At 59.1% G+C, this 24,060-nt stretch carries 7 protein-coding genes and 1 pseudogene; 1 reads left to right on the top strand and 7 read right to left on the bottom strand.

The window, feature by feature from the left end:
- Nucleotides 1-5: 5 nt before the first annotated feature.
- Genes ATE71_RS18470 through ATE71_RS18460 form a run of 3 tightly spaced genes read right to left on the bottom strand, consistent with a single transcriptional unit; the run spans nt 6 to nt 6,935 of the window.
- Nucleotides 6-3,179: a UvrD-helicase domain-containing protein gene (locus ATE71_RS18470; RefSeq protein ID WP_160328065.1), complete on the bottom strand. Its 3,174-nt coding sequence runs from the start codon at nt 3,177-3,179 to the stop codon at nt 6-8.
- Nucleotides 3,172-5,886, bottom strand: coding sequence for a PD-(D/E)XK nuclease family protein (locus ATE71_RS18465; RefSeq protein WP_058804814.1), 2,715 nt, complete (start codon nt 5,884-5,886; stop codon nt 3,172-3,174). Before ATE71_RS18465 ends, ATE71_RS18470 begins: the two co-directional genes overlap by 8 nt.
- A 56-nt stretch (nt 5,887-5,942) precedes the next feature.
- Entirely contained in the window at nt 5,943-6,935 is a 993-nt protein-coding gene (locus ATE71_RS18460; RefSeq protein ID WP_058804813.1) for a helix-turn-helix transcriptional regulator, read from the bottom strand.
- A 139-nt stretch (nt 6,936-7,074) separates the two neighbouring features.
- On the opposite strand from ATE71_RS18460, the gene ATE71_RS18455 reads away from it, so the two are divergent.
- Entirely contained in the window at nt 7,075-9,123 is a 2,049-nt protein-coding gene (locus tag ATE71_RS18455) for an AAA family ATPase (protein WP_160328064.1), read from the top strand.
- Nucleotides 9,124-9,471: 348 nt separating this feature from the next.
- Here the strand turns inward: ATE71_RS18455 and ATE71_RS18450 are convergent, their stop codons facing one another.
- The 4 genes and pseudogenes from ATE71_RS18450 to ATE71_RS18420 all read right to left on the bottom strand — a co-directional run.
- Complete coding sequence (locus tag ATE71_RS18450; protein ID WP_201022986.1) at nt 9,472-12,210, bottom strand: DEAD/DEAH box helicase; 2,739 nt, start codon at nt 12,208-12,210, stop codon at nt 9,472-9,474.
- The gene (locus tag ATE71_RS18445; RefSeq protein ID WP_152998844.1) at nt 12,146-19,354 is read right to left on the bottom strand and encodes a sacsin N-terminal ATP-binding-like domain-containing protein; all 7,209 of its coding nucleotides are present in this window, start codon (nt 19,352-19,354) and stop codon (nt 12,146-12,148) included. Before ATE71_RS18445 ends, ATE71_RS18450 begins: the two co-directional genes overlap by 65 nt.
- Nucleotides 19,355-19,417: 63 nt before the next feature.
- On the bottom strand, nt 19,418-22,186 hold the full coding sequence (locus ATE71_RS18425; RefSeq protein ID WP_058804807.1) for a phospholipase D-like domain-containing anti-phage protein: 2,769 nt from the start codon (nt 22,184-22,186) through the stop codon (nt 19,418-19,420).
- Nucleotides 22,187-22,202: 16 nt separating this feature from the next.
- Nucleotides 22,203-24,060: pseudogene (locus ATE71_RS18420) on the bottom strand (DNA methylase); the annotation flags it as partial.

The following is a 24,060-nucleotide window of genomic DNA, read 5'->3' as shown; positions in this document are numbered from 1 at the left end:
AATCTTCATGCATTCGGTTGGTGACCGCGACCGATTGTCAGTTCGCCGGTTTCCGTCCAAAAAATAGCGGCGCCATCAACAGTCTTTGCGTCTTTAGTGCCGACTGCGTCGATGTAGGCTGCCAGTTGCGGCCAGTAGCGTTCGAAGCGTAGCGCATGGTCAGCGACCGCCCCGCTTTTGTGATCGACGATCATGAAGCTGTCCGGGCCCTCAGCGATAAGATCGAGGATGATGCTCTGACTCCCACCATCTGAAAGAGAAACCTCGATCGGTTGCTCGACATGCAGCCGCGGATAGCCGATGTCGGCGAGAGCCTGGCGTAGGGCATCTGCCTGCTGCGATAGAAATTCGACCTCGGCATCGAGAATGCGGCAATGCGCCTGAACCCTATGTCGTAGATCAGGGCGGCAGAGGAGAATGCGCAGCGCTTCGTGGATCGCCGTGCCCCTATCTGTCGCATGAACCAAGTCAGATCCAGCCAGCTTGACTCCTGGTGCGATCGCACGCGTCTCGATTTGAGAAGGAAGCGGCCGTGACGTAGTGATTGCCTGCGAGGGGCTAACCACAGATGTCAGCGCGCCGATCGGACATCGCTCCAGGGCAAATCGCAGCTCACGGTCGAACGCGTCGAGATGAATCCGGTTCTCAGCCTCGAACGAAGCCGGCAATTCCTTGCTGCAGATCGTCATGCGCGCAGGAAATTCTGCGACGCCGACGCTGATCTGGTTACCCTGAAATCTGATGCCGCAGACGTCATTCAGAAGGCGGCGGGCAGTGATCGGCAGAGGCGGTTCCACCTTCTCATCGTCCTGTGGCCATTCGATAATCAGGCGATCCCGGGCACGGGTCAGGGCCACGTAAAGCAGCCGCCTCGCTGTTTCTTCGGACTCCGGATGGAGTTCATAAAGAAAGCGGTCGGTCGCTTCAGGCGCGGCGAATTCGGGAGCATAGGCGAGCGTCGCTTCCTCGATCACATGATCGAGATCGTCGAACCCCGGAAACTTCGTGCTGAAGGTCCCGGCACGGGGGTCGAGCTTGTGGTCGAGCCCGCAGACAACGACGATTGGCCATTCACGTCCCTTGGATGCGTGCCAGGTGACGATCTCGACGCCGTCGGCTTCACTGCCTGAAGGGTTCGGACGCAGATCTTCGCCTTTGAGACCGACCTTGTTCTCAAGCCATCCGAGAAAGACGTTGGCACTCTGTCCATAGAAACCGGACGCTTCGCGCATATCGCGGTGAGCATCCATGAATGCTGCGGCTTCCGCTTCGAACCGGAGCAGGTCTGCTCTCATCTGGGCCGGATCATCGAGCCTGTCGCACCATTCGCGAAGCCCCGCGACTTCGATGACCTGGTGGACCAGCCGGTCAACCGGTGTTGCAAGCGAGTCAGGCCAAAGTTTCTGCAGCGCAGTCAATTCAGGCGTGTCGATCCTGTCTTGCTGGGCAAGTGCCCTTATCGCGTCCGGAAGCGCTGTAGCCCCCGGACCAAGCGTCGCGGTACAGATCGCGGCATGGCTGTCGGCAGGGTCGACCGCGAACCGCAGCGCAAAGCACGCGGCCTGGACGATCTTGCTCTGCCACCAGCCACCTTCCGCCACACGAACGGGCAGGCCAAGTGATCGCAGCGCGCTGGCGTAGCTCGCGCAATGGCTATGGGTTGGGCACAGGACAGCGATGTCTCGGGGCTCCAGCGGCCGCAAAGTCTTCGTATGCCTGTCGATGATAGCCACCTGATCGTCGGACAGCAGGGAGAGAAGGCGATCCGCGACAAAATGCTGGGGCTTCCCTCCCGAGCGCGCGCCGCGCTTGTTAGCCAATTCTATGATCTCAAGCGCGGTGTCATGTCCGGCGGGGTTCTGCGCGGTGAGCGAAGTGTAGTCACCGCCGAATAGGCAAGGGCCGAGCGCGTTGACGAAATCCATGATCCGGGGATCGGAGCGCCAGTTCCTGTTAAGCGGGCTGGTTTCGAACTGCTTCGTAAGCGCGACCGTCAAGCGCGGGTCCGCGCCTTGAAAGCCCATGATGGCCTGCTTGGTATCGCCGACGACGAGCGAACGCTTCGCTTGCCGCGCCAGGGCCCACAGGAACGTGAACTGGATCGGGTTGGTGTCCTGGAACTCGTCGACAATGACGCAGTCCACCTCATCCATGATCGCGGCGAGCACGCCGGGCTTCTCATCGAGTATCCGCGCGGCGTTGGTGACCATGTCGCTGAAATCGATCACGCCGAGCTCGCGCTTGCGGGTCTCGTAGTCGGTCATGGCCGATTGCGCTCCTTCCACAAGCGCGCGCGCATGAGAAACAGCATCTTCAAGCGGACCCGGATGATAGACCAGTGTATCGGCCGCCGCCATGACTGCAGCGCCCAGGTCATCGTAACCATCGGGCGTCGGACTGCCGCGCTTGGACTGGCGAAGATCACGCAGGCGCTGCCAGAGCCTCCAGTCCTTCCCTCCGGTCGAGAGGAGTTGTTCGGCTTGCTTCAAGGCGCGGAAATTATCCCGAAACACTGTCTTCGCTGCAGCACTCCCGGCGTCGTCAGCCAGCGATCTCGGAAAGGCGAAAAGCAGCGCGTCGACGGCCTTTTTCAAGCCTGCCGCCAGGGTCTCTGGCGTACCGACCGGCTGACGATATCCTTGCCTGATCGACGCCTCGACAAAGTCGGCCATCGCCGGATCACTGCCCCGCGGTCCAAGCGTTCGCAGGAGTGCGATCACGCCGAGCAACGTCTTGCGGAAGCTGTCTTCAGCCGTGTCGTCCGAGGTGAAGCTACCCCGGTAGCCATAGGCCCCAAGATTGCGGGAGAGCTCGCTTAAAGCCTGGTTCTCCTCGATCGAACGGCGGATGAGCAGGTCCTGCTCGTCCTCGGCGATAAGACGTTGCTGCGGCGATGAACCTGCCGCAAAGGCATGTTCAATCAGCAGCCGGCGTCCAAGGCCATGGATTGTGGACACATAGGCTCGCTCTACGGCCAAAGCCGCTTGCAGATTGCCGTCGGCAATCAGTGCTCCACGGATCCTCTGGCGAAGTTCTCCAGCCGCGGCCTCCGTGAAAGTGACGGCCAGTATCCGCTCGGGCCGAACTTTGCCGTCGCGCACCCACTGAGAGAGGGTTTCCTGGATGTGATGGGTCTTGCCCGCCCCTGCGCCGGCGGGAACGATCGAAAGCTCAGTCATCTTCATTGTCCGTAAGCGCCACTGAGGGGTTGATGTCATCGCGCATGAAGGCGGTGATCAACGGACTGTCTTCCAGCGCATAAGTGCCGAGCGCGGCAGAGCGCTGGAAGAACTTCTCGTCGGCTGTAGTGTTGGTATCGAGGCGGCCTGCCTTCAGAGCATCGAACCGCGCCGAAATGAGCGCCAGCGCATGCTCGGCGATATCGCCCGCAACAAGTTCGACCTCAGCGCTATCGAACTCGTCGATCCCGTTGAGCAGGACATTCCCGTCGTTGAGGGTGTGATAGGCGACTGCCGGAAGCTTAGACCACCCACCCAGCGCCTCGGCAATGCGAACCACGCCTTCGTTGCTGCGCTCGTCGAGCCGAACGCTCATGCGACGGTAGAGATCCACCTGTAGATCCCATCCCTTCTGGAGGCGCTGGCGCCGTGTGCCCGAACTGCTCTTCTTGTAATCCACGACGATCGGCTGCCCATCGGGAAGCCGCAACAAGCAATCGGCCTTGCCGTGCACGGGATGACCGAACAGCTCTCCTGACAGCCAGAACTCATTGCCCACGATCTCGGCGTCCAGGGATTTGAGGACGAGCGACCAGTGCTTCGCGGACTTGGTGATTTCTGCCTCAAGCGTGTTGCGCTCGACCGCCCATGTCGACGTCTGGAGAAACGGCGCCAGTGCGCGAATGCGATCCAGCAGAAGTTCGGGGACCGTGGCTTCTATCTCCTCGCTGGACGGATGCGCATTGCCCGGCACAAACAGCCGCTCGAAAACCTCGTGCGCCAGAGATCCGCGAAGCATGACGTCAAGCGCCTCGGGCTGCCAGGAAACATGCTCGGCCCCCAGCTCTGCCAAGAGCCAGGCCAAGGGGCTGACCAGAAGCTTCTCGAGCCGGCTCGGGCTCTGCGCTCGCACACTGCCGTCTTCTTTCTGGCGCAGCCCCAGAAGATTGAAGTCGAGGGCATAATGAGGCGGCACCTCCGGCATAAGCGCCGGTTCGATCACTGGTCGGGGCTTCCATCCCACCAGCCTGTCCCAGATCGTCCCCTCGCTATGGCTCAAAGGCACGATCAGATTCTCTGGGTCCTCGATCCCTTCCACAAGCCGCGAGATCAGCGGCAGGCTCGACGACACCGAAAGCGAGCTGCCGCTGCGATCACGCTCCGACAGGATAAGAATAACCTGCTCGCTCGCTGCACCAATCTGGCGCGTGAAGAGCTCGAGCGCGGCAGTCAGTTGCTGCGTCTGCGATGGCAACTGGATGCCCGTCACTTCGGCAATCGATGCAACTTCGCTGTCGAGAAAAAACGGATTGCCCGTCGGCGGCGATGGATAGGCACCGTCATTGAAGCCCAGGACGAGAAGTTTGCGAAGCGGCCGCTTTGGTGTTTCGTGGACCATCATCACCGACATGCCACCGAGGAAGTAAGCTCCTCTCGCCGTTGGCGCAGCCTGGTAGGCCGCTGCCATCTGGATGGCTTTCTCCAGTTCAGCTTCTGCCGCGTCATTGGCATTGCCAAGGGCTGCGATCAGACGCGATGCCTGTTGCTTCGCTTCAGCGACATCCTCAGCGAGTGCCGCGTTGTCGCTGAGCAGCCTCTGGAAAGATCGAATCTGCTCCTTGAGTTGCCCGTTAGTCGAAGGCGAGGCCGAGCGGATCAGGGCGAAGAGAGATGCCTGCCTTCCTGCAAAGTCACGAGCCTCTCTTGGCTGAAAGTCGCCACCCATAACGGCTGCCGCCAAGGCCGTTCCCACTTCTTCGGGCCAGCACAGGACTGGTGAACAGTAGAGCGACGCGAGCGCCATGGCGGGAGCTGGCCGACGTCGGCATTGAAGGAAATGCAGAAGAGCCTCACCGCCAATGTTCCTCCGCTGACCAACCCCAGGAAGCGATGAGGCAACCAAGCCAGCGTGGGCGAAGGTCTCTGCCAGATAATGGCCATATTCCGCACCCTGCGGGACGATGATGGCGATGTCGCTGGCTGCGAGACTTGCATCATCAGCCAGCCATCGCTGCACGATGGCCGCCGCGGCCTCGCATTCGGTCAGGGAGTCTCGGACGGACAGTATGGCCAGGCTGTCGTCGAGCGGCATGACCGGGACATCCGGATCCAGAAGATGGCGTTGTACATGGCCTGCCAGACACGATCCGGGTGCCCGCGCCAGCTTCCGGTCAGAAATCAGACGAACGACGTCATCATCTTGTTCGCTCAGCTGGCCATGATGGGCTTCGATGTGATCGAGCACCGCGCGCTCCAGCGGGGTCAACTGAACGCAGTCTCGATCCCAGACAACCTGCAACGGCTGCAGAGCATCACCTGCGTCACTCGCAAGGAAAGCCTTGAGCGTCGCAAGATCGGACGGAACTAGAGAATCGCTGCTGATCCAGAGATTTTGCAGCGCTTCCAAATGAAGGCGCGCCCTACCCTCGCCCGGCAGCGCATCAATCCCGATCGACGCCGGATCGAGATCACGCGTAGCCATCATCATGTGGCGGAGCATCGCCCCCACGACACCGGTGGTCTGCTCAGGCGCTACCGCGAAGCTTTCCGCCCAGGGGACGCTGTCACCCAAGGTATCAAGGGCCTCGCGCAGCGGCTTCTCGGTGGACTGAGGTAAGGCATAAAGGCTCCCCAGGAGCTGCGCACTGAGGGGCATGCAGCTCGTAAAGGGCGCTTCGCCGATCCGAAGATGGCAGTTTTCAAACATTCAAGATTACCCCTCAGAATTCTCCCTGCACCACAACATCACCCCTTGCCTGCAAATTACGACAAATCTGGTCGCAGCATTGTCTGCGCGGCAGCGATGCGCTTTTCCATTATGTCCTTGAGTGCGTCAGGGCCTTCGATCACCAGTTTGCCGGCCCATCCGAACAAGTGATTGGCGAGTTCAAACAAGCCGCCAGATTGGAAACGAACTATTAGTTCGCCGCCATCTTCTTCAAACTGTTGATGCGGATGGAAGCGCCAAGCCCGCGCCCGATCAACCGCCGGGGCCAAAACTCTCAGAACGATCTCATGACCTGCCTCATGCCAGATGCCGAAGCTGCGGGCCATCCATGCATCGAGATCCCAATCCTCGGGAGGGCATCCGACAATCCCGCTGTCCCGGACATTGCTCATGCGGTCCAGGCGGAAGGTAAACGGCGGATCGTCCCGGTCAGGCATCTTGCCCACGAGGTAAGTGATCGGTCCATGGATCAGGCCATGGGGTACAACCCTCCGCCATGAAGGCTCATCCGCCCAATCAGGCTGATAATCGAAGTCGACACAATGGGATGCAAGGATGGCAGACTGGATTGTCGTCAGATCTTCGGGCGATGCAATGACGGTAGGCCCTGCTGCGACACGCGAGCGTTGGAGGCGGGTGAGCAGGTCAAGATCGTTGTCCAGCCGGCGCCTCTCAGCGCTGTCGAAGGCAATCTTGATCTTGGAGAGCAACTTCTCAAGCGCTTCGGTGTTGGCGGTACCTTCGCGGCGCCCGGCATCAACGACGGACTGAAGCGCCGCAACTTCGGAAGAACTCGGCGTTGCATAGGCTCTTCCCGGGCTGTCCTTGATCCGAAATCGCTTGATCCGACCGTCGATCGTTTCTTCGAGATCGAAATGAATCAGAATGACGTTGCGCAAACGTTCAACCGTTCGCCGGTTGACATTAAGCATGGTCGCCATTTCGTCGAGAGTCAGTCCTTCGATGCTCTGTGTAAGCGCGTGCACAAGCTTCAATGTGCGGTCGAGATTACTGAGGCGCTTGGTCATCACAGACCATTGCTAACTGCCTGATCGGCAAGAGCAAGTGAGTTCGACATCAATCTGCATTTTTTTACGACCATTTTTGTCGCATTAGTGTGGTCTAAGACCAGGAATGGAACGCGCACACAGGGAGATCGTGAGGAAAATGGGACGTCGTCTGACTGCACAAACCGAATTCGCACCGCACGAGAGGGGCGAAGTGGCGCATTTCGCAAACGCTACGGCGAATGTCCTGCGCGCATTGACCGCACATCAGCTGAAGCGTTGCGGCGAGGATCTGATCGACCTGATCGAGCAGGAAGTCCCGGTCGATGCGTTGCGAAAGGTTGCCAATCGCGAGAGGCCATCTTCTTCGGAGATGCGGGCGGTCGCCAGGCAATTGGCGCTCAAGCGTCCTGAAACTACCGACATTGACCGCGTCTTTGGCTGGGTCGGAGAGCTGTTTGGCCTCGACGATACCGAGATCACGATCCTCACCATCTTTGCTCGCTGGGGCAAGCTAGAATGCTGGCGCGACCTCGTGCGCCGAGCTCCTTTCTCCTGCAGCAACCTCACTCCGACCGTGATCGCGCGCCTCTCGGGACTGGAAAGCAACCTTGTAGAGCAGAAGTTGATGTCTGGCGCTCCGCTCTTTTCCTGTCGGCTGCTCCATGATGATCGGGATGGTGAGTATAGCCTGAGCCCGCTGCTCAGACGTCTGATCCGCGTAAATGCTGAGACGCAAGAGGAGATGCTGCGCTGGCTCATGCCGGCCCCGGAAGCAAGCAACTTGCTCTGGGACGATTTTGATCACATCGATCCCCTGCGGGACGTGGCGCTCAAGGTTCTGGCTTCCAAAGAGCCGGTCAGCATCCTGCTGTTTGGCGAGCCCGGTACGGGAAAAACCGAATTTGCTCGCACGCTCGCCGCGGAAGCCGGAAGCGGCGCTATCTTCGCAGGCCTTGCCGACGATTTCGGCAATGAACCCGAACGATCCGAACGCCTCGATCACCTGATGGTGTTGCGTGCCATGTGCCGTCATCGCCGGAATCGCGTCATCGTTGTCGATGAAGCGGATGACGTACTCATGATGAGCGAACGCAAGGGCAGCTCAAAGCAGTGGATCAATCGCCTGGTCGAAAACCCGCAAGTGACGACGATCTGGATCGTCAACCAGCGTTCCAGGCTTGACCCGGCAGTTCTGCGGCGGATGACCCTTGCCATTAACTTCGATCGCCCGCGCTTCTCGGTGCGCGAGCGTGTCGTGAAGAGATCGGCCGAAGCCGCATCGGTTTCGCTGAGCCCAGCAGAGCTGCGCGATATTGCGAGTTTGAAAGCGCCGCCAGCCGTTGTCGCGTCAGGCCTAAAGGCGGCTCAACTCGCCAGCGGTGGAGCCGATGTTGCAAAGACTGCCATTCACAGCGTGATGCGCATTCTCGGTCAGTCTTGCGCACCTGATAGTCCGGGAAGTTCTGTCTATGACCCGCAGCTGTCGCGAGCGGACACCGACCTTTCTCGACTTTCGGAGCAGCTGGCAAATTCGCCGGACCGTGGGTGGAGCCTGCTGCTGTCAGGTCCATCCGGTACGGGGAAGTCTGCGTTTGCAAGGCATCTCGCCGAGGTCATGGGCATCGAGGTCGAAGAGCGACGGTGCTCGGACCTAATGAGCCCCTTTGTCGGCGAGACCGAGCAGAACATCGCCGAGGCCTTCGCAAGGGCCGCCGAACGCGGCGCCATGCTGCTCATCGATGAAGCAGACAGTTTCCTCTACCGGCGCGAGGCGGGGCAACGAAGCTGGGAAGTCAGCCAGGTCAACGAGATGCTCGTCCAACTCGAACATCTGCGGACTCCGTTCGTCGCCACGACGAACCTTGCCGACAAGCTCGATGCGGCGACGCAGCGGCGCTTCACCATGCGCGCCACCTTCAGGTCGATGACGACGGACCAGGCCCGCAAGCTCTTTCAGTCGCACTTCGGTCTAGCCTGGCCGGTGGAGTGGCCAATCCATGAGGGACAAACGCCAGGCGACTTTGCCGTCGTCGCGCATCGTGCCCGCTTATTGGCAGAGCGCGATCCGACGGTGCTGCTGCGCTGGCTGCGCGATGAAATTGATGCGCGCGGCGATCGCCACCGCGGCACGATGGGCTTTCATATCCCTTCACCAGCGGCAACGACGCCGGCAAACATCGATAAGCCAAACCTCAGGGCCGCATAAGTGGGCTAGGGAAAACTTGATGAGGATATTACCGAGCTATCAAATCCGGCACCGTGCTTCTTCGCCAGAAACCCGATCTGACGCACTGCTCCCGAATCGCTCAACGTAGCAGCGCCTTGTGCGCACCTAGCCCTCGTCTGCCGAGAAGCACTGGATCACCCACTTTGACTTCGCGCTCAATATAATCCTAGCATTGCTCCGACTCAGAAAAGAGGCTGCTTCGTTGCAACGCCCATGGGTCGGCCCAGGACTTATTGATCCGATACTCCATCAACAACAAAGGACCAAACCAGAAAAACATACCCCACGAGAGACGCGCAGCCTTTCCTCAGAACTCAGGCAGGACGGTCAGGTACCGGCGTTTTCATCCGGCAGAAGCATGATCTCACTGCGGATGCCGGGCCGGGTCATCATTTCGGCGATAGTTGGCAAGCTTGCCTCCATGGACGAAAGAAGACTCGCCTCGAGTGTCTTCAGTTGCTCGCCGTTTACAGAAGGTGGCGTAGGATTGTCCGCTCGTCCCAATGTGTTGAGCATCTGCAGAACCTCCCAATCCCGCAGGACGTGGGTCTGGCCTTCATGATCGCGCCACGCCCCCAAAACAATCCTGGTAACCGAATGGTCCTGGCCGGTGACTTGGTCCTCGACCGAAGCAATGAGCAAGGGAGCTGGCAATCGCAGGCAAACCGCCAGCGTGCTTTGCAGCCCCTCTCCTTCCTTCAAAGCGCGATCGAAAAGCGTATGCCCCACACCCACGAGACGGGTTGGGCCTTCCCGATCGCCCAAGCGGACATTCCGATCGAACAGCAGGCCTTTATACCGATCCTGCATGGCGTAATCTTCATCCACCCATTTCTCAGGCGTCAGGACATCCAGCCCATCGTCCCTCCGAAACACACGCCGGCCTTGTGATTCCATCGTCATCGCGAAGAAGCGTTCGAGATCGGGAAGATCGACCTGCGGGAGGTTTCGTCCGACCTGAGCAAAATCGAAGCGGGTTACGTTCCCCATCATCGTCTTGACCTTGTCGACCAGGTCTTCTCCGCCAATGGTGGCGGATTCACGGTCAAACCACTGATCAAGGCTTTCGCGCGACTGTGTCTGTCCAGTCGCAAAAATCTTCTCGAATGCGCTCGGGCCGGTCATGCCGATGACGAGCTGACTGATGTCTTCTCGCTCGTCCATGGCTTCGTCGAGAGCGCGCTGAATTCGCTCGAGCTTGGCATTCAATAGGTCCCAAATTCGCGCCTCTACGGTGTCCGGGTTCCGGAGGATAAAGACCTGGACCGGTCGTGTCTGACCATACCGGGAAAGTCGCCCGACACGTTGATGCAAACGCATCGGATTCCATGGCATGTCTACATGTATCAGCGTGGCGCAACGCTCTTGGAGATCGATCCCCTCGCCTGCTGCCTCGGTTGAGACCAGAAACCGGATCGAACCCTGATTGAACGCCTCTGCCGCCGCATCGCGCGACCAACTTTTTGGCCCGCGAGACCCGTCTGCCTTGTTGATCTCCTCCAAGCGCTCATCGCCGTTGATAAAGGCACAGCAACCGTGCCCAAATCGAGCGTGCAGGGCATCAACGACAAGGGCTTGCGTCGCCTTATATTCGGTGAAGAGAAGTACGGGCTCACCTGAAGGCAGCTCGCGTTCAATGAGATCGACCAGACGTTCGATCTTGCGCTCCTGCTGAATAGGCTCTGCCAATTCGAGCAATTCATCGAGCCGAGCAATCTCCCCCTCCATGAGTTCGGCAAGCATCTTGCTCCACGCCTCCTCATCGGCTCGGGCGCGATCATCCAAAGTCTCGTCTTCGTCTCCCTCCGTTATCGTCAGAATAGGGGCGCGAGCCTGCTCGGCGACATCTGCCAATTTGGCCCGGCGTTTGGTTAAAGCGCTTCGAATCGCGGCGATCGAACTGGCGGCCAGTTTTTGAAGCGCAATCAGCAACAGCATCCTTGCCGATTGTGCGCGTCCGTCGAGGGTCGATGCATAGGCCCGCCCATCAATGATGAAGGAACTCAATGTCTCGTAAAAGGCACTTTCCTCATCGTTGAAGGCGTATTCTCGCGTCTCCACCGTGACCGGCGTGAATAAGCGATTGCCTTTCAGGTCAGTGACCGTCGCCTTGTTATTGCGGATCATCACATCCGGGAGCTTGGCCAGCTGTTCGTCGATGTCATGCTCCGGGCCAAATTGGCACGGATCGAGCAGACTGAGCAGCGAAAGAAAGCCGAAGTCCTTTCCGCGGTGCGGCGTACCGGTGAAGAGCAAAAGCGAGCGGATCTTGTGTCGTTCTTCCAGCGCGCGCAGGAGCTGGAAGGATAGAGTTTCCCCTGACCGCTCATCGGCGTGAAGATGGTGCGCTTCGTCGACCACCACAGCGTCCCAAGGGTCCGCAGAAAGGAAGCGACTACCTTCCGATCGACCATCGGCAACTTCACGGCGCAGAGTGTGAACTGATGCCACGACCATATTCGCTGTGTCCCAGAAGTCCACGGTCGGCGTATCAACCGAGCGATCATAGACCTGCAGACGGATATCGAACATCTGACGGAGCCGCTTCTGCCACTGGGGCACCAGTTTGGCAGGCGCCAATACCAGTAGGCGGCGGATTTGTGCTCGTGCCACCAAAGGCATGAGCACAAGGCCAGCCTCAATGGTCTTTCCCAGCCCCACATCGTCGGCCACCAGCCAGCGGAAGGGGAATGTCCGGTTGACCTTGTGACAAACCCAAAGCTGATGCGGGAGCAGCTGCACCCGCGATCTTGAAAATACCCCCCACTGATCGTTCACAGAGCGAATAGCCATGGCGCTGGCGCGCATTAAAGTTTCTGCGCTTTCATCAAATGTGCCGGTGGAAAGAGCCTGCTCGAGCGACCGAGCAAGGGTGAGTTCGGTGCGCAAGACCTGCTGAATCGTTGCGCCGAAACGAACAACGACAAATTCACCTGCATCCGCAATCACCTGGCCAGCGCCGTGGCGTGGGTGATTGACCCTTGTATCGGCGGCCAGCGCTTCAGGCATCGTCATCTTCGGCATCGTCCCAACTGTTATCTGGCCATTCTGCGACATCGGCATCATAGAGGATCGACACGAGGTCATCGCGGTGCTTGGCGAGTGTGATGACGTGCAGTGGCAAATCACCGTCACCATCGAAATGGGCGGCATCTCCAATGCAACGCTCGACTGCCCCATACAGGGCGCGTCCTTCGTCAATGCCACGCTCGAACTGGCCCATGCCGAGCGTGTGGGCGAGGCGGCGGACGCGTTCCGTTGCGCTCCAGCCATAAGGCATAATCTGTTCGGATTGAGCCTGCGAATAGATACCCTTGCGGCCTAATTCGCGCACCAGCCAGTTTGCGCCAATACCAAGCGATCTTGCTAGGGGCGCTGCCTCTATGCCCATGCGGGCCGCAACGTTGGAGAACGCCGGCCGCAAGTGCCCGCGAAGGGATACATCGCCCTCTTGGGCAACTACCGCCGGTAATTTCATAAATAGCCTTTGGTAGCTCTCGAGGTGCCGTGCGATCATGCATAGATCGGGAAGGCATCGGCGCCACATCAGGTAGCTCTCATCCGCATCCGGATCGCTCCAGGCTCGAAGCCGCTCGACAAAAGGTCTCAGCTCCTCGTCACAAGGGTCGATTGTCGCGAGGTCTTGCCACCATCCATCCTGGATCGCCCTGGCAACAAATTGCCGGGACTGAGCCGGTTTGATCCTCCCAAGCGTCTGGAAGGTTGCGAGCGAGAGCATGGTAAACCAAGCAGGCTTATCCCCGTCAGCCAAAGCCCCGGAGGAAAAGTCCTCAGGATAGACCGCACGATCATACGCCTCGCGCAGACCGACCTGATTGGCGTGCCACCATTGCGCGATGCCCGAAAGCGCCTGCTCAGCATCGGGTTGCCAAGGGCTGGTCGTATCGGTCGGTATTGAAGGAAACCCAAAGGAATATCCAAGTTTGGCGAGCAATCGGTTTTTTTCGTCCTGCTGCAGTCCGGCAAGCAACGGAGAGTTCACCAATTCGTCCACAGTGGGAAGCCACTTTGCCGCGCTCGCCAATTGAGCGACAGTCCGATCATCCGCGCCGACCAAATAGCGAATGAAGGCGGTCTGGCGCACTGGACTGTCACCAGCACTCTCAGCCCATTTCTCCCAGACATTTGGCGTATGTCCGGACTGTTCACGTGCGAAGGCGGCGAGGTCAAAGGCAGACCCCGTGTAATTCGAAGCCAACCGCCCTGAAGGAGGCGCGAAGGCTGCCCGCTCTTGTTCATCGCTATTGCCCTGCGGAAATGCCAGCAGGCGGATGGGCTGCCAACTTCCATCTTCGGCTAGCCAGTTCCGCTCGCGCAGGACCTTGCGGAATTCCGCTTCTTCCTCGCCGGTCATGGCAAGCGACACGGCTTCTCCGCAAAGGCAGGCAAGACTTCCCGCTCGTGCGCAGTCTATGCCCTCGCCTCCGGAGAGCGCTTCGACCAAGGTAACGGTATCCAAACGTTGCCCCGAAGGGAGCCCAACAGATTTCAGCAGCCGGCCAGTTTCCTCCGTGACAACGGCATTTGCGAATTCTTCCAAAGCGAGCAACTCAGTGATCGCGATTTGAGCGTCATGGTCGGCGATGGCTCCTGACAAGCGCCATTTTACATCAGCCGCGCACGATGCACCGCCGAATGCCAAGGGAACTAGGGGACGTTCCGCCCATAGTCGTGCGAGGCCCTGGCCTGATTTATGCAGCGAATGTTCAGGTCCGTAACTTGCCAAGTCATGCGCAAAAAGCTGCACGAGTTTTCGCCAGAAGTCCTCTCGCCCTTCGGGATCCAGGCCCGTCGCGTGAGCAAAGTCTTTCCAGTCGGCACTGCAAGCGTCGTAAAAGGCGACAAGCCGGGGGCCAAGGGAAAGGCTCAGCCGCGCAAATCGGCTTTCCTTCTCGTCTGCCGTACCGGACAATTGGGTGCGTCCAGGATCGACCGGAAAGCGGCCTTCCAATAGCCAGGCTCCCCGGCGGCGTTCGCCAACGAGCGGGACAAGATGCCAGAACTGAGGCACATCACTCGGGAAAGCATGGGGTCCATTGCGACCGAAGGGCAGGAAGAGACGGAAATCATTCCCCAAATCGAAGCGCAGTACCCGGCGAGTGCCATCGATTGCCAGCCAGCTTACGCCATCAACCAGCCGATGCTCCTCATGTCGGAATACTTTCTCGCCTTCTGGGCCTGCCACTTCGATGGATGCGTCCTGACCGAGTGCAGCCAAGAACGGAGCTGCCTCCCGAAATGCTTTCCATGCTTCAAGCGCCTCTTCAGCTCGACCAGGTGCCACAGGAATTTCAATGAGTGTCGCCTTGCGCCCCCTGTCGTGAAAAGGGGCGATCGTCTTGCTTCCCCCTTCCCAGTCGGCAGGGATCATGCCGCCCAGGATACGAATGGCTATGCCACCGCTGGCCAGCCGAACTTCGTCGGCGAGCATGTGCACTGTCTTAAATCCAAGGCCGAAGCGACCGGTTACTGCATCCCCATCCTTTGCAGAGTGATTGATCGCGAGCATGTTCGAAAGATCGCGGCGGTGCCCTTCCTCTTCGGCCTTCAGGGGATCACTCCCGGGCTGATTGACCGGCCGCCCCCAATGGATCACCCGCAAACACGTGATCATTTGATCGCCGTCGAAGATGGCTTCGACACGAAAGCGTCCGTTGCCGTGCCACTGCGCCTGTGCATCGACAGCATTCTGGTACAGTTCGAACAGCACGCGATGTGGGGCATAGCCCATCTCATCGATCTTCTGGCGGGTGGCATCGAGGAGTTCCTTCGCACCCTCGTCCGACTGCGCGGCGGCCCAAAGCGCGCTGCGCGCCTTGTCGCGGTCGCGAGGCGCATCGCGATGGTAGTCACTTAATGCAGTTCGCATCACAGGCCCGGTCTTGATACCGGCCAGGCGATCATGAAGGACCTCCTGCAATTCCGCGCAGGTGTCTGAGAGTGTGCGTTGATCGCTAGCGAAATAGCTGGCCAACAGCTCGGACAGCGCCGTTTTGTGACGCTCGAAGCCGAGCATCAGAGCAATGGCCAGTTTTCTGACAAACTGATCCAGTAGCTGCCGAGCCTCGGTTTCATCGGATGGTGAAACTGGTCCGATCACCAAATCGTAGACGTGTCGGTATCCCGCTTCGTCGCGCTCAATTCCTCGCTGGATGCAATCGAGGAGTAATGCATCCTCTTTGCCGGACAATGGCACCGTGCAGTCAGTCCCAGCTGCCGACGGCACACTGACCTGCCCCTGATCTGGCAGCGCTACGGCGAAGCGGATTTCTGCAAGGCGGTCCAGATTAGCGTTGTCCACATCGCGCTGTTCGTCGGCTAGCTTATCGAGATCATCGCAAATTCGGTGAAACGAACGCTGCCCTTCCCATTTCGCCGCAAGCGACTGGATCCCGCGATCACGGCCGAGCATAGCCAAGGCCAAAAGAATGCCGTCATGCACATCATATTGAATGAGCGGCGAGAAGGCGCGTTCGATGCCTTCAAGCCAATCTGCATCGACCGACTGGGCCGTCAAAATTTCTTGGGTCGATTGATCTGTGGGCTGGTCGAGTTTGCCCGCATATTCACGTTCAAGGAGCGCTGATGGATCGATACCCGCTGCAGCGAGCGCAACGCTGTCCGCCCTTTCGAACCTACCGGCTTCGGTTGGAACGAGCAGATCTGGCGGAAGAAAGCGGGAACTATGCGTCAAAACCGGCAAGTTTCGGTCAAACGCGGCCCGATAAAGTCTTCGTGCCGCTTCAGCAGACGAACCAAGTCCAGTTTGCGCAGCCATTGCGTTCATTTGAGCAACTATGCCTATCGAAGATGGCACGCATAGAACTTCACCCATCCCGGCAATGGTCGCGTCCACCATGCCGTCTCGCAACGCCGCAGAAATCAGGGGCCACGCTTCAGCGTTCAGCTCGGCATTCGCGCCAGCCAGCTTCGCCAAGTCATCAAGGTGCTCTACGATATCGAGGCAAAGGCCGGTCGCACCGTGATCAGCTGCAAGTTGGGCCGCCAGAAGGAATGACTGGGATCGATCCGGTCGAAGCCTCTCCAAATGCAGCTGCACTTTCGGTTCGCGGAGAGGGCCGGGAAGCGCACTGGCAAAGAGATACCCGCCCTCCTCGATGATCAGCCCCTCGAGTGCATGTTCGGCTTCCAGAGGTAAGTCGAGGACTCTGGTTGGCTCCCATGCATCACCATCTGCGCAGATCCAGGCCGTCTGACGAAGCGTATCGATCAAATCATCCGGCACCTGCTCCAATTCGCCCAATGCACTGGCTATTTCCGAGGTGAACCGATGGGGGTTAGACGCGGACAACGCTGTCCGAATTGCCGCCTCAGGCCCCCAGCGCGCGATAAGCCTGTTCTGGACCCCCGCTGCCGAAGTATCCCACCAAAGCTCGACAAGGTGAGTGAATGACATCAGCGCTGCTGGGACATCAGAGGCTCGCCCCCGGAAAATGTCCGTGGCTGGCAATAAATCATCAGCCCTATTGGATTGATGCAAAGGCAGCATTTTCAGAATGCCGTCATCGATACCCGACTTGAGCAATGCGATGGCCTTGGATTCATTTATCGAAGGCAAAGTGCCCTCAACTTGTGCATCACGGAGCCAATCGCCCAATTCCGCGACATCGATCCGACGCAAACCAATGCGGTCGCGGAGTGCCTTTTTCAGTTCTGCCGTTGTTGCGGAGGCAACGAGGCGATCTTTCCTGTCCAGTAAGAGGACTTGGACCAACTCATCGAGAATGCCACCAAGTTCATCCAGCTCGATCAAGGCGACATCTGCAGGCAAAGCCGGATCGAGTGCAACAAGTTTGCGCAGGTCGTCGCGCGAAGCATCGGTACCAAGAAGTTCCGCAAGCTTACCGCAACTACCGGGATCCCCGAAGCGCTCAGCCTGTCTCAAAACGGCCAAAAGGCAGTCCGTCTTTTTCGCCGACGCCAGATTTTCAAGACCACCGTCCTTCAAACCTAGCCGGTAAATACGAGGTGTCGCCACTGCCGCGGCAAGCACGCCCAGCTCTCGATTGGGTGCGGCATCGAAGAGCAAGCCTCGTCGAGTAAGAGCTGCAATGGATCCCAACGAGAGGCGAACGTCGTTCTCATCCTGCATCAATCGCGCAGGGATGACCTCCAATTTATTCCCCCGATCATCGCCAGCGAGCGCGTCCAGCGACGGGCCATTTCGCAGAAGGTGCGAGATTAGTGCAGACGCCTCTTGCGCTACGGTGCCTCGAGCCGAGAGGAAGGTTTCAGTCACCGCCAACAATTCGATCGTCTCGTTCAAACCCAGTTGCCGAGCTATCGATCCGCTCTCCTCTGCCCAGGACGATTTGATCGGGATGCTGCTGCCCGCAGCGACGAGAGAGCTAAGAAGTTCGCGGCTTTCGACGCTGGGAGGCAGAACGAAAATGCGATCCGGAGGAAGGTGGCGCACCAACCCCCGCAGCTTTTCCGTTCTTGCGAAACTCTGATCTACGTCGGCGACAGCTTCCCGATAGATGTCCGCCAAGGCTGCCTGTGTTTCCGCGCCAAGGTGTACCGAGTCGAGAAGCGCAACCAGCGTCTCGGCCACTTGGCCTTTTTGAAAGACAGCTGGTCCGGCAAGCCTCACCAACTCGGCTAATTGAGTATCTGGCCACCTTGGCTCGAGATCCGCCAAAACAGTGCCGAACGCCAAAACGAGGCCGTTCTTATCGCACCATTCTTCAAGCCTTGGAAAAGCCAACTTGAGCCGGGTGAGCGTCGTCGCATCGCCCCTCAAGATGGGACGTAGTGACACGCCCGAACATGTATTCCAGCTTTCAGATCTATCGCCTGGCCAGCATTTGGCTAGCGCCCGGCCTTGACAGACGGCACCTCGGTTTTCGTCCCACCACGGCGTACGATGTAAGGTGCGGACGAGTGCATGTCGCTCCGCATCGCTAGGCAACCTGAGCAATGCATCAGCCAAAGTTTCGAGCAACAAAGGCAGCGTCGCTTCGCGGTGGAGGGCCTGATTCCATCGGGTTTCGATATGATCATCATCACGCAGCTTGCGACGGTCACTCGAAACAAAAAAATAGCCGTGAACGAGCAGGTCGATGTCGTAAGAACTGCGCCCCAATTGTTCGGAGAACAGTGGTTCGCCTAGGGGCAAATACACTGCGTGACGCAACCGCAGATGGCCCGTGCCTTCCGCCGCAGCTGAGCGGCATAATATCACTGCGCCATGCGGATTCGCCTTAGGCCGAATATGTTTCCCATGGATATCGAAGACTTTATCCCATCCATCTTCATGCAAAAGCCGCGCCGCTTGCCCCTCAGGCTTCCATTGTTGGAAGCCGCTAAATGTCAGCTCAAAACCCGCACCATCAACTTTACCTTCGATGTTATGCTGTCCGCCCTCAACCCCCGGCCCCGAAAGGCGTCGAGCGCCGTGTGCCATTGAGATTTTGCGAGATTTTCCGTCCACTGGAATAATCTCAATGGTCTCGAGATTTCTCAGGCAGGACAGAGTTGCAGCCAGTTCGCCCCCTTCCAGGATTTCGGCAATAGCGGCATCGGGCGACCAATTCCGATCGGACAGACTTAGTTCTGGACCAGGCCGCAAGTACTCTGTGCGAAGCGGGAGAAACAACACCATCCCTCGGTCCATGCCGAGCTTCGCAGCTTTTTCGATTAGAGCCGCTGCTTCGAGGGGCCCCAGTTTGGTCCAATCGCGCTGCGCGGTATTGGCTTCGCTAACCTGTCCCCAGGGATTCATGATCAACGTTTGCGACCGGCCTTCTTGATCCTCTACTCGGCCTACCGCAATGAACGCGTCACAAAGGTGATAGACTGATTTCTGGCCGAGACCGAAACGCCCCACTGCCGAGCGCTCATCCGCTTTGCTACCGCCACTCGCACGAGTGATTGCCTCCATGTGACGTGCAAGCACGGGACCATCATTTGCTACGATCAGCCCCGGAGTTCGAAGTAACGGATTAATTGCGTCAACGAAACCGTTGTGACCGGCAACGACCATCCGGCGCGCGCCGGCATCCTCAGCGTTTTGAAGGAGTTCCTTGAAGATCGTGAAGCCGGAAGCGTATCCCTCACGCAAGATTTGCTGCAGGCGGAGAATGTCACTTTCCGCCGAATGGACCAGCCCGCTAGACCTAATTTCTATCGCTTGAGCGTGAGAGCCAACAACGTCAGAATCGGTCACAAATTCCCCCAATCGCATGTCCGTTCAGACGCAATGCTCAAAATTTTGAAAAAATAAGGCCGTTCAACGACCAGAGCTCCATGGAAGTTCAAGCAAAGTCTCGATGTCTCTGCGCGACACTACTTTGGTCCAAAGTTCCCAGTCAGCGTCCCCATCGCCAACTTCAAGAAAATCACCGTACCTCAAGCTGAAAACATCAGCCGGACTTTCCGGTTTGGTGAATGATTTCAGCTCCTCCTCAAGTCGTTCGATATTTTCAATCCAATCGTCTTCGATGGTGTCCGGCAGCGAACCAAGTATGTCGTAACGGTCCTGCATTCGCTCAGAGAGACGTTGATAAACCCGTTCATCGATGGTCCCCGAATAGACAAGGTTCGCCATGTCCACCTCGCGGCGCTGCTGGCCGTACCGTTTGATCCGCCCGATCCGCTGTTCGAGACGAGACGGATTCCATGGCAAGTCGACATTAATTAGGGTCCCCAAAGTCTGAAGATTCAAACCCTCACAGGCCGCGTCAGTCGCACAGACGACCCGAAGCTTGCGCTCCTTGACCCCACGTTTGATCTCCTCGCGGTCGATCGACCGCCACTCGCCGCCGAGTAAAATGCCTGACTTTCCGACCCCGGCATATACTGCAACCGGCTCGGTGGGATGCGTCGCGCTGATTAGCTCGCCTACCCAGCGGGCCGTGTCATAATACTGGGAGAAAATGATACAGCCGAGCGCGATCCACCCCTCTTGGTCGAGATAGTGGAGGACCGCCCGCCCCTTTGGGTCTTCCTGCTTGGCCGAAGACAGAATCTCCAAAACCCGTTCCAGATGGATCGCCTCCACATCCACGGCGGCGGCATAGGCGTCTGCCCCCATTTCCTCGATCGCCTCGAGGAGGTCCGGATCTTCAGCCTCCTCGGCCATAATTCCTTCGCGGCGACGCTCGAGCATTTTTGTGGCGGTAGCTATTCCGGACGCAACGGAGGAGCATATGCGCTGCATCATCAAATTTCCTAGAAATCCAGTTCCAGCCTGGCGCGCCTTCATTGCCCTCGTAAAAAGTTGGATCTCCTCGTACGCACGGTCATAGAAATGCGGAGTGCGGACCGCGCTGCGCTCGAACACCGCCGGGGAAGTGCCGGGCCGAGGGTGGATGTTCACCGCGATCCGGTCCATTAGTCCCGCTTCCTCAAGCGTCTTGCGGCGCCGGAGGACGACGTGGCGGCCCAGCGGGTTGTGGTAGCGCATGAATGGCAGTCTCCGAGCGATCTCCCCCCTCTCGATCACCTCAGTCAAGTCCTCGCGGGTAAAATCGTCCAAGTCCGCGAGACCGCGGTCAGTGAAGAACTCGTTCTCCGAGACCTTTAAATCCTCCCGGATCCCCCGAAACACGGCCGCCTCGCGGGCATGAGGGAGTGGGGAACGAAGCCATGGCCAAGCCACCTCCGGATCCGGCAGGGCGGTTCGGCCGGAGACCAGGTCGAGTGCCTGCTCCGAGTCCCACCAGCGAGACACGCTCGGCCGGCCGAGGACATGATCCTGCCCGTAAGCGAGCAGCTTCATAAGGTCCCAGATCTCCTCCCGATGCGTCTGGATCGGTGTAGCAGTCCCGATCACCAAGTGCCGTGTTCGACCGGCGAGGCGTTCCATTGCCTGATAGAGCTTACCCGGCTCCGGCTCCTCTGTCCCGATCCCACGTTTGACACGGGCTTTGTGCCCCTCGTCGAGCGCGATCATCCCAAAAGTCCCGCGCATTAGCGCCTGTGCCTCCGGACCGCCTCGGACCAGAAGGCCAGTAGAAACAATCCCGATCTGTGCTGGGCAGCGCAGCACGTCCTCCGGATCCCGAGACCTGTAAAGGTGACCGCGGTGATCCACCCAGCCCCGCTGCGGGGCTCGAGCCCAGACGCAGGCAGGCAGCCCTAACTTGTCCCAGAGTTCCATCTGCCACTGGAGAGTCAGGGTCGCCGGACAGAGGATCAGGAAGGGCCCATGCCCCAGCAGGACGGTGAGCGCCCCGGTCGCTGCCATCGAGAGGGTCTTACCCACTCCGACCTCGTCCGCGAGCAGGAGTCGGGCAGCCCCGTACTTCTGATCATGCTCGACGAAGATCTTCACGAACGCCTTCTGCCACGGTGCGAGTCCTTCGCCGCGTCGGACGAGTGGGCTCTCCACGGTGACGGATTTTGCGAGCTCGACCGGGTCCGTCCGCATTGCCTCGATCTGGACTTCCACCTTATTGGCTGTCCGGCCGATCTCGTCGATTACCGCCTGAGAGAGGGGTACCCCCTTCTTCCATAGCCAGTCGAACTCGGACCGAATCCAAGCGGCGGCCTCCGGGGACGGGTCCTCCCAGATCATCTCGTAGGATTGGGCCCAGCCGTTCGCCGTCTCGTTGATGGAGCCGATAAAGCTGGATGTGGTCCCGTCCGGACGCGTGATCACTCCGGCCTTGCCGTGCAGGAACGGGGCGTTGTCTCTCGAGACAACTCGAATTTCGACGTTCCCTGCGGTCAGGAGCTCGTGCAGGCGCCGCCAGCGAGGCCGTTCGAGGAGCGCGTCGATCTCGTTCTCTTGATCGTGCCACCTCTCCACCTGCGCTTGGTCCCGAGCCTTCTGGCTCAGGGTCGCCGCGGTCAGGTCGCGAGGGTCAAGGTCGGCGTTACAGACGATCCGGACCCTACCGATCGTGCTGATCTCCTCGTGGATCAGGTCGAAGATAGAGGAGCGGAAGTATCCCGCAATCCGGTCATACGTCTCCGCCCCCTTGAGCCGGTCCTTCAGGAACACATGCGAGAGGCGCTGGTTGCGGGAGGAGAAGCGGGAGATCAGGTTCGCCACTGCGCGGCCCCCTTCATCAGATCCGCTCCGTTTGGATCGCGGTCCCGAGGATCCGAGCTGCGCTCGCCTCGGCCTGGTCTGTCCGCTCCCGCTTTGTGGCCACGTAGATGACGATTTGGCGAAGCGCGTCCCGCTTTCGCAGGTAGTCCGGGATCAGGTCGCGCAGCTCTTCCAGCACGTCCTCGACCTCGTCTTCCTTGCCGACGCGCCAGATCGCGCGCAACGCGAGCCGGACGATGCTGTCCCGGCCGAACTGAACCCCCTCTGCCATCGCAGCGCGGCCGAGGCCCTTTGCGGTCTTGAGCTTCGCGTTGTTCGGTGACTTGGAAGCCATCAGGTCATCGTAGTCCCCGACGCGGAAGGCCTTGGCGAAATTCTGGAACTGGTCGAGTTTCGCTTCGCCGGCCTCTTCGATGTCCATCATCTTGAGGTAGAAACGCTCCGACCCATTGAGTTCAAGCCACAGCTCCCGCTCCAGCCCATCTGGGACCAGGAACTCGTTGGCGGTCTGAACTGCGAACTCAGTCAGCTCGTCAACGAGAGTCTTCTCCCCCTTCTTGCGGGGACGCAGCGCCTCCTGGGTCATGTCGATCCCGTCGATCTTGGTGTAAGCTGTCAGGACCCGGAGGGCTGCCGCATAGCCGGCCATCTGGAGGTCGGCGTCGTTGAAGATGTTCTCGCCGCGCGCCGCGTCCATCTGGTCATTGAGTCCGATCATGTTCTTGATCTGGCGCTCTACCTCGTCCCGGATCTCATGAACAATTTCGTCCTGGTAGCCGGACTGCTCGCCTTGGCGCTTTCGGAGGACGATCATGTGTGTCCCTTGGACGTAGCCGCCGAGTTTGAGGCCTGTGATCGTTTCCGTCGAAACGTACCAGTCCTGGACCACCTGTAGGCCTGCACCCCAGAATATCTGGGCCATGTCGGACCAGGTCTTGGCGTCCTGGTGGGTGAACTGGACGATCTGTAGCCCATTTTCCGACATGTGCTCGGTCATAGCGCCGTAAGCGTCGATCATCGCCGTCTTGAAGGACTGGCCTTCGCCCTTGATTGCGAGGTTCCTGCGGGAGTCCCAGATCCACTTGTTGAACGGGGCCGGCGGGTTCTTCCGGAGCCAGGCGATGAAAAATTCCGTGATCTCGTCATATTGAACCGCATCCGCATAGGGCGGGTCAGTTACAAAAATGTCGACCGGTTCCGAGAAGTCACGCGCGGACTGGTTCAGGACATGACCTGTGAACGCAACCGGCTTGTTATTCGGGATATTAAGAAAAGCAGAGGCTCCCTCGTAGCCTCGCGCACCATAGTTCAGAAGGGTATTCAGCGCTTGATTTGAGAAAACGTTGGCGAGCGCCTCCCGCGTCGCCCCTGTGGCCCATCTGCACAAGGATGCGTTCTGGTTGTGCGAATTTAGCGCAATCAGGGCCCCCTCAGGATAATGATTCAGATGCTTTGCGACAGTTGCGTTGATCAAAAGGTGACGCGGATTAAAAAGCTGGTGCCAGTAATTCCAACCCCGCTCCCAGATCGGTTTTCGTGATTCTACCCCCCATTCAATGTTCATGTCTGGGACAAGCCCGGCCGATTGCCACTCAGCGAAGTGTCGCGCGACGTAGTCCGCTACCTCCTCCTCCCGAGAGAGATCCTCTTTTGTAGGTGCGGCAAACCAAGTCCGCGGGTTGGCCTTGCCCGCAGCTATGTCGTCCGCGTCCATCCACTGTATCGCGTAGAGGCGCTCCTGCCAGATATCATCGGAGCGAGGAGCAATATCGCTGGTTAGCGTCCGCGCTCGTGGTGTAATTTCCGGTGTAGGCGATGGTGTATTCCGGGGTGGGGCATGCCCCACCCCGGAATGCGGCGTCGCTGGTGGCCAC

The organism is Sphingopyxis sp. H115 (assembly GCF_001468465.1).
Lineage (GTDB): Bacteria > Pseudomonadota > Alphaproteobacteria > Sphingomonadales > Sphingomonadaceae > Sphingopyxis.
The sequence above is the reverse complement of the archived record's forward strand: the minus strand, read 5'-3'. Positions and strand labels throughout refer to the sequence as shown.

Bases quoted from the DNA above. Each gene is read 5' to 3' on its own strand.
- ATE71_RS18470 (WP_160328065.1), bottom strand. From the start codon at position 3,179: ATGACTGAGCTTTCGATCGTTCCCGCCGGCGCAGGGGCGGGCAAGACC.
- ATE71_RS18465 (WP_058804814.1), bottom strand. From the start codon at position 5,886: ATGTTTGAAAACTGCCATCTTCGGATCGGCGAAGCGCCCTTTACGAGC.
- ATE71_RS18460 (WP_058804813.1), bottom strand. From the start codon at position 6,935: ATGACCAAGCGCCTCAGTAATCTCGACCGCACATTGAAGCTTGTGCAC.
- ATE71_RS18455 (WP_160328064.1), top strand. From the start codon at position 7,075: ATGGGACGTCGTCTGACTGCACAAACCGAATTCGCACCGCACGAGAGG.
- ATE71_RS18450 (WP_201022986.1), bottom strand. From the start codon at position 12,210: ATGATGCCGATGTCGCAGAATGGCCAGATAACAGTTGGGACGATGCCG.